The organism is Methylopila henanensis (genome assembly GCF_042681025.1).
In the GTDB taxonomy this organism is placed as follows: domain Bacteria; phylum Pseudomonadota; class Alphaproteobacteria; order Rhizobiales; family Methylopilaceae; genus Methylopila; species Methylopila henanensis.
The window spans coordinates 31,193-47,433 of sequence record NZ_JBHUER010000007.1; the positions used below are offsets into that span (position 1 = coordinate 31,193).

The window sequence follows — 16,241 nt, forward strand, 5'->3', positions numbered from 1 at the left end:
TGGATTTATAGTTATTCTAATCTGGGCCGAACTCTTGGCATTATACAGAGTGTCGAGCCGTCGGGGACGCAAGGTGATCTACCTATCGAAGTTGAATGCGGGGCTTCTGGCGAGCGTTGCGCTGGCCGTGACGGCTTATGCGCCAAACGCCACGGCGCAGGACGGCGGCGCCATCGCGCTGGAGCAGATCGACGTCGAAGGTCAGGGGACGCGCGCGGGCGTGACCCTGCCCGCCGGCTCCGGCGTCGCGCCGGTGAACGGCTACGTGCCGGCCGCCACGACCACGGGCTCGAAGACGGACACGCCCGTCCAGCTCATCCCGCAGTCGATCGGCGTGGTCGGCCGCCAGCAGATGGACGACCTCGGCGCGCAAAAGGCCGACGAGGCGGTACGCTACTCCGCTGGCGTGTTCACGCAGCCCTTCGGCGAGGACAGCGACAACAACTGGTTCTACATCCGCGGCTTCGACGCCACACAGACCGGCGTCTACCGCGACGGCATGCAGCTGTTCAATTTCGCATTCGGCAACTTCTACACTGACTCATATCTGTTGGAGCGTGTGGAGGTGCTGCGTGGCGCGTCATCGTCGCTCTATGGCGGCGGCAACATCGGCGGCATCATCAACTATGTCAGCAAGCGCCCGCTCGACCACGACTTCGGTGAGATCGAGGTCGGGATCGACAACTACCCGACCGGCTACGGCGCGTTCGACATCAACAGGGTCGTGCCAAGCGGCGTCGAGAGCAAGCTGAACCCTCTGCCGCCGGTCTGGAAGTACCGCTTCACCGGCAAGCTCGAGGGCGGCGACGGGTATTCGAAGCACGAGGACGGCGTTCGCGGCGTCATCCAAGGCGCAGCGACCTATTCGCCTGACGCCGGCACCGACTTCACGTTCTACGCCAACTACCAGCACATGGATCAGAACCACGGCGGCGGCGACTTCCTTCCCTATTACGGGACGGTGAAACGGGCGCGATCCCTGGACGGTTCGATCGATCTCGGCCGCATCAACCGCAAGGAGAATTATTCGGACCCGGACATCGACCGGTTCGACCGCCGCCAGGCCATGGTTGGTTATGACCTACGGCACGACCTGAACGAGACCTGGACCGTCAACTCGAAGGCGCGCTTCGCCTACGGCCATATCGAGGAGGCCCAGCTCTATCCGTTCGGCTACGGCTTTGCGGAGAGGCCGAGCGCGGGCAACACCCAGTTGGCCCGCATCCGGTTTGACCACGACACCGAAGTGTTCAACCTCACGGCCGACAACAGCGTCACGGGCAAGTTCGCGACGGGGGGCCTTGACCACACCTTGCTGTTCGGCGTCGACTACAAATTCTACCGCATCGACGAGGTCCAGGCGTCAAACTCCTTCGCCACGCCGGTCGACATCCACAATCCTGACCTCAATCAGCCTCAGCCTGGCACGCTTCCCTATCTGGACGAAAACACCAACCTGCATCAGGCTGGCGTCTATATTCAGGATCAGATCCGCTTCGGCGGCGGCTTCATCGCGACCCTAAACGGCCGCTATGATCGCATGTGGCTCGACGCCGACTACAAGCGTCTGCCCGACGCCTTCGGCGGCCTCAACGACACCGGCGAGGACGCAAGCCTGAACAAGGGCCGGTTCAGCGGCCGGGCGGGACTCGGCTACGAATTCGCAAACGGCGTCGTGCCCTATGTCAGCGTCGCGAGCACCTTCAACCCGCTCATCGGGTCGAATGTGGTCAGCGTTCCCGGCGGCGTGCGCCGTATCCCGTTCAGGCCTGAGACCGGCATTCAATACGAAGTAGGCGTGAAATACGCCCCAACCTGGTTCTCGGGCCTGTTCAGCGCCGCGATCTTCGACCTGACCAAGGAAAACTACGTTTCCGGACCATTCCGGGCCCAGACCCAGCTTGGCGAGGTCCGCTCGCGCGGCTTCGAGTTCGAGGCGCAAGCGAACATCACCGAGAACTGGAAGTTCATCGGTTCGTTCACGGCCTACGAGCTCAAAATTCTGAAGGGCACGTCCGACACGGGAGTCTCGCTCAAGGGCGAGCAGCCGTTCCTCGTCCCCGAGATCATCGGCTCCGCCTTCCTCGACTACACCTTCACCACCGGCGCGGCGAAGGGCCTGAGCCTCGGCGGCGGCGTGCGCTATCTTGGAAAGTCCGAGGCGACGCAGCCAAACACCGTCAAGGTGCCGGACGCGACCCTGTTCGACGTCGCCGCGCGCTACGAGTGGGACGCCTACAAGGTCAGCCTCAACGTGACCAACCTGTTCGACAAGCGCTATGTTTCCGGCTGTCAGGGCATCAACGTTTGCTCCTACGGCGAGGGCCGCAGGGCGCTGCTGAAGGCGAGCTATACGTGGTGACAGGCTTCGGGGCGGCGGGCGGCTCGCCCGTCCGCCCCTTGCCGTTTTCCCGCCGCGGCGTCCTCATGGGCGCCGCGGCGATCTGCGTTTCAGGGGCCGCTTCGGCGCAAGCCGCGCCGGCGCGCGTCGCCGCGGTCGACTGGGCGATGCTGGAGACGACGCTCGCGCTCGGGCTCACGCCGGTGGCGGCGGCCGAGCTGGTGCTGTTCCGGTCCGCGGCCGTCGAGCCCGCCGTGCCGGAAGGCGTCGCCGATCTCGGTCTGCGCGGCTCCATCAGCTATGAGCGGCTGCTGGCGACGCGGCCCGACCTCGTGCTGATCTCGCCCTGGTACGAGAACCGCCGCGCGCCGCTGGAACGGGTGGCGCCGGTCGAAAGCCTCGCGATCTACGGGCTCGGCTCACCCTACGAGGCCGCCGTCGCGGCGACGCGCGCGCTCGGCCGGCGTCTCGGCCGGAGCGAGGCCGCCGAACGCGCCGTCGCGGAGACCGAGGCGGAGCTCGCCGCGGCGCGCGCGGCGCTCGCGCCGCTGGCGGGTCGGCCGGCGCTGGTGATGAACCTCGGCGATCCCCGCCATTTCCGCGCCTTCGGCCATGACAGCATGTTCGGCGACGTGCTCGCCCGCATCGGGCTCGTGTCGGCCTGGGCCGAGCCGACGCGTTTCGGCGCCTATCCGACGGTCGGCGTCGAGGCGCTCGCCGGCATGGACGACGCCTTCGTCGTCAATGTCGGCCCGACCCCGCCGGCGGTGCTCGCGGGCATGCGCGCCAGCGCGCTCTGGAGCGCCATGCCGCCGATCGCGGCTGGGCGCTTCGTCGCGCTCGACCCCGTCAATCCCTATGGCGCCCTGCCGGCGGCGCGGCGCTTCGCCCGCCTCGCCGCGGCGGGCCTCGCGGCGTTCGCTCGTGGCTGAACGGCGGGGCGTCGCGCCCTGGATCGTCTGGAGCGTTCTCGCGGGGCTTGGCGTCCTCCTGTCGCTGGACGGCGTCACGGCGCGCCTCGGTCCCGGAGCCGACGCGGTCGACCACGCGCTGCTGCTCTATGGCGCCTTGCCCCGGATCGCGGTGGCGGCGCTCGCGGGGGCCGCGCTCGGCCTGTCCGGCGCCTTGATGCAGCGCGCGCTCGACAATCCGCTCGCGGAGCCCTCGACGCTCGGCGTGTTCGCCGGCGCGCAGCTCGCGCTCGGCGTCGCGGCGCTCGCCGCGCCCGCGCTCGGGCCGCTGGGACGGGAGGCGGCGGCCTTCGGCGGCGGCGCGAGCGCGGCGGCGCTGGTGCTGGCGCTCGGCTGGCGGCGCAAGCTCGACCCGGTCACCGTGGCGCTCTGCGGCATGGTGGTGGCGATGGTCGCGAGTTCGCTGACGGCGGCCCTCATTCTCGCGCGCGGCGACTACCTGTTCGCGCTGCTGATCTGGGGCGGCGGCTCGCTGACGCAGGACGGCTGGCGCGCCAGCGGCGCGATCGCGACCGTCCTGCTTGCGGGCGGCGCCGCGGCGTTCGCGCTCCGGCGTCCGCTCGGCGTGCTGGCCGCGGGCGAAGCGAGCGCGCGCAGCCTCGGCGCTCCGGCGCCGGTCATCCGCATCGCGGCGCTCGGGATCGGCGTCGCGCTCGCGACCACGGTCGCGGCGGAGGTGGGCCTGATCGCTTTCGTCGGCCTCGCCGCGCCCACGCTCGCGCGCCTCTCCGGCGCCCGTTCCGCCGACCGGACGCTTCTGGCGGCGCCCGTCGTCGGCGCCGTCCTGCTCCTGCTGACCGACGGCGTCGTGCGCCATGTCGGGTCCGGCGAGACCGTCCCGACCGGCGCCGCGACCGCCTTTCTCGGCGCGCCGCTGCTGCTGTGGCTGCTTCCGCGGCTGGTCCTCGCCGACCGGCCGGCGGAGACGCGGGCGCCGCGGCTGCTGAACGTCGGTCCGCTGCTGATCGCCCTCGTCGTCTTCGCGGCGCTGGCGCTTCTCGCGGGGCTCGTTCTCGGCCGCGGCGAGGGCGGCTGGGCGATCGCGACCGGCGACGCCTTCGCGGAGCTTTGGCCGTTCCGCGCGCCGCGCGTGCTGGCCGCGGCCGCGGCTGGCGCGATGTTCGGCGCGGCGGGCGTGGTGCTGCAGCGGGTGACCGGCAATCCGCTCGCGGGTCCGGAGGTGCTCGGCGTCGGCGCGGGCGCGGGCGTCGGCCTCGCCGCGATCCTGCTCGCCTTCGGCGGCGCGGGCCTGCCGCTGCAGATGGCCGGCGCCGCGCTCGGGGCGCTGGCCGCGCTCGGCGTCATGCTTCTGGTCTCCGGCCGCGGCCGTCTCGGGCCGGAGCGCATGCTGCTCGCGGGCGCAGGGATTTCGGCGCTCTGCCTCGCCGGCCTCAACGCGGTGATCGCGACCGGCTCCCCCAGCGCCTTCGCGCTGCTTGCCTGGATGACCGGCGCGACCGACGCCGTCAGCCTGCCGCAGGCGGCCGCGGCCTGCGCCGCGGCGCTCGTCCTGACGGCGCCGCTCGCCGCCATGCTGCGCTGGCTCGAGACGCTGCCGCTCGGCGACGCCACCGCCCGTTCGCTCGGGCTCGACGTCGCCGCCACGCGGCTCGCGCTCACCGTGCTCGCGGCGCTGCTGACGGGGGCCGCGGCGCTGGTCGCGGGACCGCTGAGCTTCGTCGGCCTCGTCGCGCCCCATGCGGTGCGCGCCGCCGGCGTCTCGCGCGCCGGACCGCATCTCATCGGCGCCGTCGCGGTCGGTGCCGGCCTGATGACGATCGCCGATCTGTTCGCGCGGACGGTGATCTTCCCCTACCAGCTGCCGCTCGGCCTGTTCGCGTCGCTGATCGGCGGCGCCTATCTCGTCGTCGCCCTCGGCCGGCGCTGAGCCCGGAGGCGATTGACGGACGCGGCGCCGCGGCGGACGGTTGGGCCTCCCTCACGGAGCGCGGACCGAACCTTGGGCTTCCTCATCGTCTTCCTCGGCGCCGGCCTCGGCGGCGCGCTGCGCCACGGCGTCAACCTCGCCGCGCTACGCTGGACCGGGGCCGGCTTCCCCGTCGGAACGCTGGCGATCAACGTCCTCGGCTCGTTCGCGATCGGCGCGGTCGCGGCGCTGTTCGCGCTCAGGAGCGAGCTGCCGCAGGAGTGGCGGCTGTTTCTGACGACCGGCGTGCTCGGCGGGTTCACCACCTTCTCCGCCTTCTCGCTCGAGACCGCGGCGCTCTACGAACGCGGCGAGGCCGGCGCGGCCTTAGCCTATGTGATCGCCTCCGTCGTCCTGTCGCTCGCGGGCGTCGCCGCGGGCCTCGCGGTCGTGCGCGCGGGCGGGGCCTGAACGGTGGACGGAGGGTCCGCGCCATGAGCGATCCCGCGTCCTCCTCCGGCGACATGCTGCTGTCCGAGGACGTCGCGCCGGCCGGACCGGCGCCGGACATCCTCGCGGCGCTCGGTCCGGAGGACCGCGCCCGGATCGCGGCGCACGGCCGGCCGCGGTCCTTTCGAAGGGGCGACGCCGTCTTCCGGCAGGGCGACAGCCACGACGGCGTCATGGTCATCCAGCGCGGACTGGTCCGCAGCTTCTACGCCGCGCCGCGCGGCCGGGAGATCACGCTCGCCTATTGGCGGCCGGGGGCCTTCGTCGGCGGACCCGACGTGTTCGGCGGGGGCCGCCACATCTGGGCGGCCGAGGCCGCGCGGCCGACCGAGGCGCTCCATCTGCCGGGCGCGGGCCTCCGGGCGCTCGCGCGCGAGGTTCCCGATCTCGCGCTCGGCATCATCGACGCGCTCGCCTACAAGGCGCGCTGCTACTCCTCGCTGGCGCAGATGCTCGGCACCCGTTCGCTGAGCGAGCGGCTGGCGCATGTGCTGCTCCACATGGCCCAGATCCACGGGGCGCCGGACGACGACCCGGCGCGCGGGATCGCGATCGCCGCGTCCTTCACCCACGCCGAGATCGCGGCGCTGATCGGCTCCACCCGGCAGTGGGTCACGATCAGCCTCAACCGGCTGCAGGCGCAGGGCGCGCTCAGCCAGCGCCGCGGCGTGCTGCGCATCCTGAAGCCGGACGCGATCCGGGCGCTGGCGTTGGGGCCCGACGCCTCCGGCTAGCCCGCGCCGCGCCCGCCCGGCGCCTATGGCCGGACCATGCGCCCCGCGTGAAGAAATTTTCTGACAGTCGTGGCTGCGGCGCGCGCAAACCCTTGATTCTCGAACGCTGAGGAAGCGCCGGACGGCATGCGCGCGGCGCTTCCTCGCGTTGGCACGACGCTTGCGGATCGTCTGTCGAACGAGGCCGGCGCGCTCCGTCGCCGGAGGAAATAAATCAACAAAGTTTATCGAAAAACTCTGGTAAATCCGCCGCATGACCGTCGATCTTGCCTCTCCCGCCGCCCTGTCCGACCTCGAACGCCGCGTGCTCGCCGGCGTCACCGAGGAGGCCTGGCTCGATCTCGCCTGCGCGCTCATCCCCGCGGGGCAGCCCGACGCCGAGAACCCTCTCGATCCCGATCAGCCGGCGGGGCGCGAAGAGGGCGCGGCGCTGTTCATCGCCGACCTGCTGAAGGACATGGGCTTCGCGGTCGAGCTGCCGACCAAGCGCGAGGGCCGGCCGAACGTGGTGGCCTCGCTGCCGGGCGCGGGCGGCGGCGCGTCGCTGATCCTGAACGACCATCTCGACACCTACCCCGCCGGCGACTGGGCGGCCTGGACCATGACCGGCGGCCACCCGTTCCGGCCGACGCGCCACGGCGACCGGCTCTACGCCCGCGGCACGTCCGACACGCGCGGCAACCTCGCCTGCACCTTGCTCGCGACCCGCGCGATCCTCGCGGCCGGCGTTCGGCTCAAGGGCGACCTCTCCTGCGTCTACACCGCCGACGAAGAGAAGAACGGCCCGGACGGCTCGATCTTCCTGCTCGACGAGAAGGGCCTCGACGCGGACTGCGTCATCGTCTGCGAGCCGACCGGCTGGACGGCCGAGGACGGAAGCTGGGGCCTCGGCGTCGCGGTGGCGAACGGCGGCAACTTCCTGGTCGAGGTCGAGACGCGCGGGACCAAGACCCACCTCTGGCGTCCCGACACCGGCGTCAACGCGGTCGCGAAGATGGCCCGGCTGCTGCCGGCGCTCGAGACGATGACCTTCGTCCACACGCCGGCGAAGCTGGCCGGAGGGACGCCTCCGCGGACCACCATCCTGCGCATCGCCGGCGGCGTTCCGCGCGAGATGCAGTTCACGCCGGACGTCTGCCGCGTCGTGCTGGGCGTCGTCGGCGTGCTGCCGGGGATGACCGCGGACAGCGTCATGGCCGACATCGAGGCGGTGATCGCGAACGCCATGCGGGACGACCCGGAGCTCGACGCCTCGGCGCGGCCTTACCCCGAAGCGCTGTTCGTCGACGGCACGCTCGAGCAGGACGGCGACGCCGAGCCGACTGCGGCGCTCAGGCGGGCCTATGTCCGCACGCTCGGGAGCGAGCCGAAGCTCTACCGCAAGAACGCCTTCAACGACACGATCCGCTTCGCCGAGCGCGGCAAGGCGGCCGTCACCTTCGGCCCCGGCGACGACGGCTGGGCTCCGATCAACGAAAGCATCCACATCGGCAAGGCGGTCGCGGCCACCAAGGTGCTCGCGCTCGCCATGCTCGACATCCTCGGGGCCGCGGAATGACCGCCCCCGCAACGTCCCACGCGGAGACGCATCGATGATACGCGCAGCCTTCGGCGTCAGCCGCCGCTTCGTCCTCATGGCGGGCCTCGCGCTCGGTCTCGCAGCGCCCGCCGCGGCGCAGGACCTGAAGCCGATCCGCATCGGCTTCCAGACCGGCGAGATCAACGTGCTGCTGAGCTACGCGCTCGGCTCCGGCCTGTTCAAGAAGGAGGGCCTCGACGTCGCGACCACGCCGTTCCCGGCCGGTCCCGCGATGCTGCCGGCGCTCGCCGGAAGCGAGATCGACCTCGCCTGGATGGGCGAGTTCCCGTCCGTCACCGGCTACTCCAACGGGCTGCCGATCGCGATCCTGTTCATGGAGCGCATCGACGCCACCAACGTCCGCCTCGTCGTCAACCCGAAGGCGGGGATCGAGAAGCTGGAAGACCTGAAGGGCAAGCGTCTCGGCGTCGCGATCGGCTCCACCAGCCACTATCACACGCTGCGCGCGCTCGCGAAGGCGGGACTGACGTCCGCGGACGTCACCCTCGTCAACCTCACCCCCGCCAACATGCCGCCGGCCTATGTCGCCGGCCAGATCGACGCCGCCTTCGTGTGGGAGCCGAACGTCGGCGCCATGGAGCGCGAGGGCGCGAAGCCGATCGCCGACACCAAGAGCCTCGGCATGATCACCGGCGGCGTCTGGGTCGGACGCCGGGCCGTCCTCGACGGCGAGCCCGAGACCATGAAGCGCTTCCTGAAGGCGTGGGATCAGGCCCAGAAGGACTACAAGGCGAACCCCGCCGAGGTGCGCGCCTACGAGGCCAAGCGCGTCGGCATGACCGCCGAGCAGTTCGACAAGCTGGTCGAGGGCCAGAGCGTCGCGCATCCGACATTCCAGGAGACGCTCAGCGCCGACTTCCTCGGCGCGCCGGGCCATGAGCTCGACTCGCGGCTGATGAAGCACCTGCAGGGCATCGGCGCGTTCCTGCTGGAGCAGAAGCGCATCCAGGCCGAGCCGAATGACTGGGCCGGGCTGTTCGACACCAAGCCGATCCAGGCCTACCTCGCGAGCGCCTCGCAGTGACGGCCGCGGCGCGCCCGTCCCACCCGCCGGTCGTCGGAGAGGCCGCGCCGCCTTCGCGGGAGGCCGGGGCGGAGGGCGCGCCGCCGGTGCTGAAGTTCGAGAAGGTCGGCTTCTCCTATGACGGGCGCGCCATCATGCGCGACGTCTCGTTCGCGGTCGCGCCGGGCGAGATCCTCGCGCTGCTCGGTCCGTCCGGCTGCGGCAAGACCACGATCCTCAACATGGTGGCGGGCTTCCTGCGCCCGACCGAGGGCGTGGCGGTGGTGGACGGGCGCGAGATCGTCGGTCCGGGCCCGGACCGCGGCGTGGTGTTTCAGGCGGCCGCGCTGTTCGACTGGATGACGGTGGCCGAGAACATCGCCTTCTCGCTCCGCTGCGCCGGCGCCGGCAAGGCGCGGCGCCGGGCGGTCGCCGAGGAGATGGCCGCGCTCGTCGGCCTTTCCGGCTTCGAGGACGCGTTTCCCTACCAGCTCTCCGGCGGCATGCGGCAGCGCGTCGGCCTCGCGCGGGTGCTCGCGGCGGGCCCCAAGGTCATGCTGATGGACGAGCCGTTCTCCGCGCTCGACGTGCAGACCCGCGAGACGCTGCAGGAGGAGGTGCTGCGCATCCGCGACCGCACCGGCTGCACCATCCTGTTCGTCACCCACTCGATCGACGAGGCCGCGTTCCTCGGCGACCGCATCTTTCTGCTCAACGACCTCAAGTCCGGCGCCTACGACGTCTACGACGTCGCGCTGCCGACGCCGCGTCCAAACCCCGAGAACCGGCTGCACCCGGCCTTCCTGCGGCTGCGCGAGACGATCTACCGGAGGATGCGGCATTGACCCGCTCGGAGGCGCGCCGCGCCCGCCTGCGCTATGTGCTCGTCGCGACGCTGTCGCCGCTCGCGATCCTCGCGCTCTGGGCCTTCGTCGCCTGGCGGGGCCTGGCCTCGCCGATCATCCTGCCGCCGCCTTCGGCGATCTGGACGAGCTTCCTCGACATGGCGGCGAACGGCTATTCCGGCGTACCGCTCTGGATCCATGTGGCGGCGAGCCTTGCGCGGGTCTCGGTCGCCTATGTGGCCGGCGCGGCGCTTGGGGTCGCGCTCGGCCTGCTGCGCGGCCGCTCGGCCCTGATCGACGCGGTGCTGCTCGCGCCGTCCGAACTGCTGCGGCCGATCCCGCCGCTCGGGTTGATCCCGCTGTTCATCCTGTGGTTCGGGGTCGGCGAGACCTCCAAGGTGCTGCTGATCTTCCTGTCCGTGCTGCTGATCATGATGGTGAACGCGCAGGCCGGCGTGCGCGCCGCCTCGCTCGATTCGCTGCGCGCCGCGCAGTCCATGGGCGCGAACCGCTGGCAGGTGTTCCGCTTCGTGGTGCTGCCGTCCGCCCTGCCTCAGATCATGACCGGCCTGCGCGTCGCGATGGGGACCGCGCTCACCATTCTGGTCGCCTCGGAGCTGCTCGGCGGCGATCGCGGCCTCGGCTTTTTGATCCTCGACGCGTCGAGCTTCTTCCGTACGACCTATGTCTTCGCCGGCGTCGCGGTGATCGGGCTGATCGGCCTCGCGACCGACCGCGGCCTCGCCTGGGCGGGCCGCCGCATCGTGCACTGGGAAGGCCGGCGCTGACGGGAGCGGGACGCGCTCAGGCGGCCTTCTCGACGGCGCCGCGGCGGCCGAGCAGCGGATCGAAGATGTGCGCGGCGAGGTGCCGGACGACCGGTGCGACCACGCCGTCGCCCGTGAGGTGATAGGCCTCGTTGTAGTTCTTCGGCAGCTGGTAGCTGTCCGGCAGCCCCATCAGCCGCGCGGTCTCGCGCGCCGAGATCAGCCGGGAGCGCACCAGCGGCCCGTCGACGACGAGGATCGTCTGCCGGCTCGAGCCGCCCGCCGGCGTGCGCAGGCAGCCCGCGACGTCGTCGAACCGCACCTCGGCGCGCTGGAGCTTGCGGCCGGACTCGTCCGTCCGCGTGCGCCGGTAGACGCAACCGACCATGCGGCGGCCGGCTCGCTTGGCCGCCTCGACCTTGGCGAGGTGGAGCGGGGACATCAGCGCCAGCAGCCGGGCGGTGTCCTCCGCGCTGCGCCACGCGACGCCTTGGGGAGCCTCCTCGATCTCGTGGGCGAAGGTGCGCGACCGGCGTTCCGGCGTCGGCAGGCTCCACCACACCATGGCTTCGCGCGCCGCCGGCGACAGGCCCTCGACCGCCCGCCGAAGCCCGCGCGTGTGGAACGGGTCGAGCGGACCGGGCGCGACGAGCGCCGGATCGATCGCGACGTCCTCGCGGACGCCGATCAGGAACAGCCGCGGCCGCGACTGCGGCACGAACAGGTCGGCGTTGATGACGAGCGCGCCGTGGCGGTAGCCGGCGGAGGCGAAGGCGTCGCAGATCGCGCCGAAGTCGCGGCCGCCATGGGAGGTCAGGGTCCCGCAGACGTTCTCGAGCGCGACGACGGCCGGCGCGCGGCCGTCCGCCCGCAGCGCGCGGACGATGTCCCAGAACGGGTAGAACGTGCCCGAGCGCTCGCCCTTGAGGCCCGCTCCGCCGCCGGCGAGCGACAGGTCCTGGCAGGGGAACGAGCCCCAGACCAGATCCGCGACCCCCGGCAGGTCCGCGGCCGCGACGTCGCGGATGTCGCCGCCGCGAAACGCGCCGAGGCCGTGGTTCCGCTGGTAGATGGCGCCCTTCCTGAAATCGAAGTCGTTCGCGAACAGGCAGGTCCAGTCCGCGCCCAGACCGCACCGCGCCATGCCGCCGCCGGCGAAGAACTCGTAGAACGTGGCCATGGTCCCGCCGGGTGCGCTCGCGCCGCGACCGGCAGGCGCGGGCCGCGCCTGCCGAATCGCCTTCCAGGGCCACGGTGGCGCCTCGGCGCCGCCGCCGCAATCAGGCGGCCGGACAGGCCCGTGCCGCCGCGGCGGGGGCCGGCCGCGCGCGGGTCGCGACCGCAAGCGCCAAGCCGCCGGCCGCGAGCGCCGCGGCGGTGAGCGAGACGGTAGGATAGCCGAAGCCGAGCCCGATCACGCCGCCGCCGACCGCGGCGCCGATGGCGTTGCCGAGGTTGAACGCGCCGATGTTCACCGCGGAGGCGAGGTTCGGCGCGTCGGAGGCGGCGGTCATCACCCGCATCTGCAGCGGCGGCACCAGCGCGAAGGTCGCGACGCCCCACGCGAAGATCGTCAGCGCCGCAGGAGCGGGCCAGCGCATCGTCAGCGCGAACAGCGCGAGCAGGAGCCCAAGGCCCGCGAGCGTGACGATCAGCGTGCGGTCGATCGAGCGGTCCGCGAACACGCCGCCGAGCCAGTTCCCGAGCGTCAGGCCGAGGCCGAAGATCACCAGCATGGCGGTGGTGAAGCCGACGCCGGCTCCGGTCTCCTGCGCGAGGATCGGGGCGATGTAGGTGAAGACGGTGAACATCGCGCTCGAGCCGATCACCGTCAGCGCGAGCGCGAGCAGCACGTCCCTGCGCTTCAGCACCTTGAGCTCGGAGGCGAAGTCGCCGCCCGCGTCCGCCGGAAGGTCGGGGAGCGCGAACCTGAGCGCCGCCATGGTCAGCGCGCCCCAGGCCGCGATGCCCCAGAACGCCGCGCGCCAGCCGAGCGTCTCGCCGATCCATGGCGCGAGCGGCACGCCGGCGACGTTGGCGAGCGTCAGTCCCATAAACATCGCCGCCACCGCGCCGGCGCGCCGGTCGGGCGCGACCACGCTCGCCGCGACGATCGACCCGACGCCGAAGAAGGCGCCGTGGTTGAGCGAGGTGATCACGCGCGCCGCCATCAGCGTGGCGTAGCCGTCCGCGAGCGCCGACAGCGCGTTGCCGATCGTGAAGATCGCCATCAGCAGGATTAGCAGCGAGCGCCGTCCCATCCGGGCGGTCGCGAGCGTCATCAGCGGCGCGCCGAGCAGCACGCCGAGCGCATAGGCCGAGACCAGCAGGCCGGCGGTCGGGATCGAGACGCCGAGCCCCTCCGCCATGTGCGGCAGCAGACCCATCGGCGCGAACTCGGTGATGCCGACGCCGAAGGCGCCGATCGACAGCGCGAGCAGGGGCGGGTTGAGCTTCATGGAACGGGACTCCTCAGACGATCGGCGGGTTGAGCCGCGCGAAGCCGTCCTGCTGACGGTAGGGGGTGTGGGGGTAAGGCGGGACGACGTCGCTCGAGGCGTCGAGCCGGGCGACCTGCTCCGGCGTCAGCGACCAGCCCGTTGCGCCAAGATTGTCGCGAAGTTGCGCCTCGTTGCGGGCGCCGATGATGACGGAGGCGACGGTCGGCCGCCGCAGCAGCCAGTTGATCGCGATCTGCGGCGCGCTGCGCCCGGTCTCCGCCGCGACCGCGTCGAGGGCGTCGACCACCCGGTAGAGCAGTTCGTCGGCGACGGGCGGCGCGAAGGCCGCGGTCTCGTGCAGGCGGCTGCCTTCGGGAAGCGGAGCGCCGCGGCGGATCTTCCCCGTCAGCCTCCCCCAGCCGAGCGGGCTCCAGACCAGCGCGCCGACGCCCTGGTCGAGGCCGAGCGGCATCAGGTCCCACTCATAGGCGCGGCCGACCAGCGAATAGTAGACCTGATGCGCGACGTAGCGCGGCCAGCCGCGCTGGTCGGCGATCGCCTGCGCCTTCGCAAGCGCCCAGCCGGGATAGTTCGAGACGCCGGCGTAGCGGACCTTGCCCTGCCGCACCAGCAGGTCGAGCGTCGCGAGGATCTCCTCGGCCGGCGTATGGGCGTCGAAGGCGTGAAGCTGCAGGATGTCGATGCGGTCGGTTCCGAGCCGCCGGAGCGCGCCTTCGACCGCGCGCGGCAGCCGCTCCCGCGAGGCGCCCCAGTCGCGCGGGCCCTCCCCGGTCGGCAGGCCGGTCTTGGTCGAGATCAGCACGGCGTCGCGCCGTCCTTTGATCGCTTCGCCGAGAATTTCTTCGGAGGCTCCATCCGAATAGACGTCCGCCGTGTCGAACAGGTCGACGCCGGCCTCGAGGCATATGTCGACGAACCGGGCGGCTTCCTTCGCGTCGCTGCGGCCCCAGGCGCTGAACAGCGGTCCCTTGCCGCCGAACGTCCCGGCGCCGAAGCTGAGCGCCGGCACGGTGAGGCCGGAGTGTCCGAGGCGGCGTCGTTCCATGGCGAGATTTCCCTGATATCCTGTCCTGCGCACAAATGGACGACCGCGTTCGCGCTGTTTAGCCTGTGTCCGCGTCAATCACCTTTGCGCTGGAGGAACAGATGGCCCGTGAGAGGGTCAACCGCGCCGCCGAGATGGAGGTGTTCGCGGCCGTCGTCGAGCGCGGCGGCTTCTCGGCCGCGGGACGGGTGCTGGGTCTGTCGCCCTCGGCCGTGAGCCGCATCGTCGCGAGCGTCGAGCGGCGGCTGGGCGTCCGCCTCGTCATCCGCACGACCCGCGCTCTCGCGGTCACGCCGGAAGGCGAGGCCTATCACCGCGCCGCCCGCCGCATCCTGAACGACCTCGCGCACGCCGAGCACGCGATCTGCAATCAGGGCGCCCCGCGCGGGCGATTGCGGGTGAGCGCGACCCTCTCGTTCGGACGGCGCTACATCGTCCCGCTGCTGGGGGAGTTTCTGGACCGTTATCCGGACATCCTTGTGGACGTCAGCGTGACGGACGCGGTGATCGATCTGGTGGAGGAGCGCGCCGACGTCGCGATCCGCATCGGCCCGCTTCCCGACAGCGCGCTGATGGCGCGGCGGCTCGGCGAAAGCCCGCGCGTCATCGTCGCCTCGCCGGCGTACCTCGTCCGCCATGGCGAGCCGCGACGCCCCGAGGATCTGGCGGGGCATCGCTGCATCGGCTTCAACTTCCGGCGCGCGGAGCCCAACTGGCCGTTCCGGCGTGATGGCGAGACCTTCGACCTCGCCATCCGGCCGGCGATCGAAGCCAACAACGGCGACACCGTCCTGCAGCTCGCGCTCGACGGTGTCGGCCTCGCGCGGGTCGGCCGCTTCGTCGCCGAGGAGGACATCGCGGCGGGGCGCCTCGTCGAGGTGCTCGCGGACTTCAACCCCGGCGACGTCGAGCCGTTCCACGCGCTTTATCTCGGCGGGGCGACCGTGCCGGCGCGGGTGCGCGTGTTCATCGACTTCATGGCGGCGCGGCTCGTCGGAACGTCACGCGCCGCTGCGTCGCCACTGGACCATTCTCCGAAACAGTGATTTTCGATTGTTTCCGTTTAATATCTCAGCGCGGCGCGTACTTTCGTTCAAGCGAAATCGGCGTCCCGAGGTCGGGGCCCATCGAACGGAGTTCTCGCCATGAGCGGCGCAGCCCTTCACCACGTCACCGCGATCAGCGGGCCCGCACGCCGGAACCTCGGCTTCCACACAGGGGTCCTGGGCCTGCGCCTCGTCAAGAAGACCGTGAACTTCGACGATCCCGGCACCTACCATCTCTACTACGGCGACGCCGCAGGGCGGCCGGGTTCGGTGCTGACCTTCTTCCCGTGGGACCATGTCGCCCCGGGGCGGGTCGGCGTCGGCGAGACCTCGCAGACCGCGTTCCGCGTGCCCCGCGGCTCGATCGGATGGTGGGCCCAGCGCTTCGTGGAGGCCGGGGTCCCCCACGAGAACCCTGTCGTGCGCTTCGGCGAGACCGTGCTCGCCTTCAAGGACCCGGACGGCCTGTCGCTGGCCCTGGTCGGCGTCGAGGGCGCGGAGGCCGAGGAGGCCTGGGACGGAGGTCCGGTTCCGGCCGAGCACGCCATCCGCGGCTTCCATGGCGTGACGCTGCTGCTCGACAAGGCGGAGGCGACGGCGGCAGTGCTCACGGGCGTGTTCGGCCACCGCGAGGTCGGGCGGGAGGGGAACGTCGTCCGCTACAGCGCCGGCGAGGAAGGCTACGGCCGCTTCGTCGACCTGCGCGAGGTCGGCGGCTTCCTGAGAGGGCGGCCGGGCGGCGGCAGCGTGCACCACATCGCGTTCCGGGCGGCCGACGACGCCGCCCAGGCCGAGATGGTCCGCAAGCTCGTAGAGGAGCACGGGCTCGGCGTGACGGAGCAGAAGGACCGCAACTACTTCCGGTCCGTCTACTTCCGCGAGCCCGGCGGCGTGCTGTTCGAGATCGCGACCGACGAGCCCGGCTTCGCCGCGGACGAGCCGGCCGAGCGTCTCGGCGAGGCGCTGAAGCTGCCCCCGTTCCTCGAGCCCCTGCGCCCGCGGATCGAAGAGCGGCTGCCCGCCCTCGGGTGAGAATGTCCGCCTGCGCCC

Annotated in this window: 14 protein-coding genes; 11 read left to right on the top strand and 3 right to left on the bottom strand. The window is 71.6% G+C overall.

What is annotated here, in order from left to right; translation table 11 throughout:
- Window positions 1-73: 73 nt before the first annotated feature.
- The 9 genes from ACFSCV_RS09855 (at window position 74) to ACFSCV_RS09895 (ending at window position 10,659) form a co-directional block, all read left to right on the top strand.
- Window positions 74-2,362, top strand: coding sequence for a TonB-dependent siderophore receptor (locus ACFSCV_RS09855; protein ID WP_378799393.1), 2,289 nt, complete (start codon window positions 74-76; stop codon window positions 2,360-2,362).
- Window positions 2,356-3,273, top strand: a complete 918-nt coding sequence (locus ACFSCV_RS09860; protein WP_378799395.1) for an ABC transporter substrate-binding protein — start codon at window positions 2,356-2,358, stop codon at window positions 3,271-3,273. Before ACFSCV_RS09855 ends, ACFSCV_RS09860 begins: the two co-directional genes overlap by 7 nt.
- Window positions 3,266-5,200 carry a Fe(3+)-hydroxamate ABC transporter permease FhuB gene (fhuB, locus tag ACFSCV_RS09865; protein ID WP_378799397.1) on the top strand — a complete coding sequence of 645 codons (1,935 nt, stop codon included), beginning with the start codon at window positions 3,266-3,268 and terminating at the stop codon, window positions 5,198-5,200. The genes ACFSCV_RS09860 and fhuB overlap by 8 nt, the downstream gene beginning before the upstream one ends.
- 72 nt (window positions 5,201-5,272) lie before the next feature.
- Window positions 5,273-5,650, top strand: coding sequence for a fluoride efflux transporter CrcB (gene crcB, locus ACFSCV_RS09870; protein ID WP_378799399.1), 378 nt, complete (start codon window positions 5,273-5,275; stop codon window positions 5,648-5,650).
- 23 nt (window positions 5,651-5,673) lie between these two features.
- On the top strand, window positions 5,674-6,423 hold the full coding sequence (locus tag ACFSCV_RS09875) for a Crp/Fnr family transcriptional regulator (protein WP_378799401.1): 750 nt from the start codon (window positions 5,674-5,676) through the stop codon (window positions 6,421-6,423).
- Window positions 6,424-6,676: 253 nt separating this feature from the next.
- Window positions 6,677-7,981 (top strand): M20 family metallopeptidase, encoded by a 1,305-nt coding sequence (locus ACFSCV_RS09880; protein WP_378799402.1) that lies wholly within the window; start codon window positions 6,677-6,679, stop codon window positions 7,979-7,981.
- Window positions 7,982-8,015: 34 nt separating this feature from the next.
- Window positions 8,016-9,047 (top strand): taurine ABC transporter substrate-binding protein, encoded by a 1,032-nt coding sequence (locus ACFSCV_RS09885; RefSeq protein ID WP_378799404.1) that lies wholly within the window; start codon window positions 8,016-8,018, stop codon window positions 9,045-9,047.
- The gene (locus ACFSCV_RS09890) at window positions 9,044-9,871 is read left to right on the top strand and encodes an ABC transporter ATP-binding protein (RefSeq protein WP_378799406.1); all 828 of its coding nucleotides are present in this window, start codon (window positions 9,044-9,046) and stop codon (window positions 9,869-9,871) included. Before ACFSCV_RS09885 ends, ACFSCV_RS09890 begins: the two co-directional genes overlap by 4 nt.
- A complete protein-coding gene (locus ACFSCV_RS09895) occupies window positions 9,868-10,659 on the top strand; it encodes an ABC transporter permease (protein ID WP_378799408.1) in 792 nt (263 codons plus the stop codon). Before ACFSCV_RS09890 ends, ACFSCV_RS09895 begins: the two co-directional genes overlap by 4 nt.
- Before the next feature lie 16 nt (window positions 10,660-10,675).
- Here ACFSCV_RS09895 and ACFSCV_RS09900 read toward each other — a convergent pair whose 3' ends face one another.
- The 3 genes from ACFSCV_RS09900 to ACFSCV_RS09910 all read right to left on the bottom strand — a co-directional run bounded on the left by ACFSCV_RS09900 (window position 10,676) and on the right by ACFSCV_RS09910 (window position 14,145).
- Entirely contained in the window at window positions 10,676-11,818 is a 1,143-nt protein-coding gene (locus ACFSCV_RS09900) for a DNA cytosine methyltransferase (protein WP_378799410.1), read from the bottom strand.
- Between the two features lie 100 nt (window positions 11,819-11,918).
- Entirely contained in the window at window positions 11,919-13,097 is a 1,179-nt protein-coding gene (locus ACFSCV_RS09905; RefSeq protein ID WP_378799412.1) for an MFS transporter, read from the bottom strand.
- Window positions 13,098-13,110: 13 nt separating this feature from the next.
- Entirely contained in the window at window positions 13,111-14,145 is a 1,035-nt protein-coding gene (locus ACFSCV_RS09910; protein ID WP_378799414.1) for an aldo/keto reductase, read from the bottom strand.
- Window positions 14,146-14,246: 101 nt separating this feature from the next.
- Here ACFSCV_RS09910 and ACFSCV_RS09915 point away from each other — a divergent pair, with 101 nt between their 5' ends.
- The gene (locus ACFSCV_RS09915) at window positions 14,247-15,191 is read left to right on the top strand and encodes a LysR family transcriptional regulator (protein WP_378799416.1); all 945 of its coding nucleotides are present in this window, start codon (window positions 14,247-14,249) and stop codon (window positions 15,189-15,191) included.
- Between the two features lie 99 nt (window positions 15,192-15,290).
- Window positions 15,291-16,223, top strand: coding sequence for a ring-cleaving dioxygenase (locus ACFSCV_RS09920; RefSeq protein ID WP_378799418.1), 933 nt, complete (start codon window positions 15,291-15,293; stop codon window positions 16,221-16,223).
- Window positions 16,224-16,241: the final 18 nt, after the last annotated feature.

What these genes read in the sequence shown, in the direction of transcription:
- ACFSCV_RS09900 (WP_378799410.1), bottom strand. Translation starts at nt 11,818, where the DNA reads ATGGCCACGTTCTACGAGTTCTTCGCCGGCGGCGGCATGGCGCGGTGC.
- ACFSCV_RS09875 (WP_378799401.1), top strand. Translation starts at nt 5,674, where the DNA reads ATGAGCGATCCCGCGTCCTCCTCCGGCGACATGCTGCTGTCCGAGGAC.
- ACFSCV_RS09885 (WP_378799404.1), top strand. Translation starts at nt 8,016, where the DNA reads ATGATACGCGCAGCCTTCGGCGTCAGCCGCCGCTTCGTCCTCATGGCG.
- ACFSCV_RS09905 (WP_378799412.1), bottom strand. Translation starts at nt 13,097, where the DNA reads ATGAAGCTCAACCCGCCCCTGCTCGCGCTGTCGATCGGCGCCTTCGGC.
- ACFSCV_RS09880 (WP_378799402.1), top strand. Translation starts at nt 6,677, where the DNA reads ATGACCGTCGATCTTGCCTCTCCCGCCGCCCTGTCCGACCTCGAACGC.
- ACFSCV_RS09910 (WP_378799414.1), bottom strand. Translation starts at nt 14,145, where the DNA reads ATGGAACGACGCCGCCTCGGACACTCCGGCCTCACCGTGCCGGCGCTC.
- ACFSCV_RS09920 (WP_378799418.1), top strand. Translation starts at nt 15,291, where the DNA reads ATGAGCGGCGCAGCCCTTCACCACGTCACCGCGATCAGCGGGCCCGCA.
- ACFSCV_RS09915 (WP_378799416.1), top strand. Translation starts at nt 14,247, where the DNA reads ATGGCCCGTGAGAGGGTCAACCGCGCCGCCGAGATGGAGGTGTTCGCG.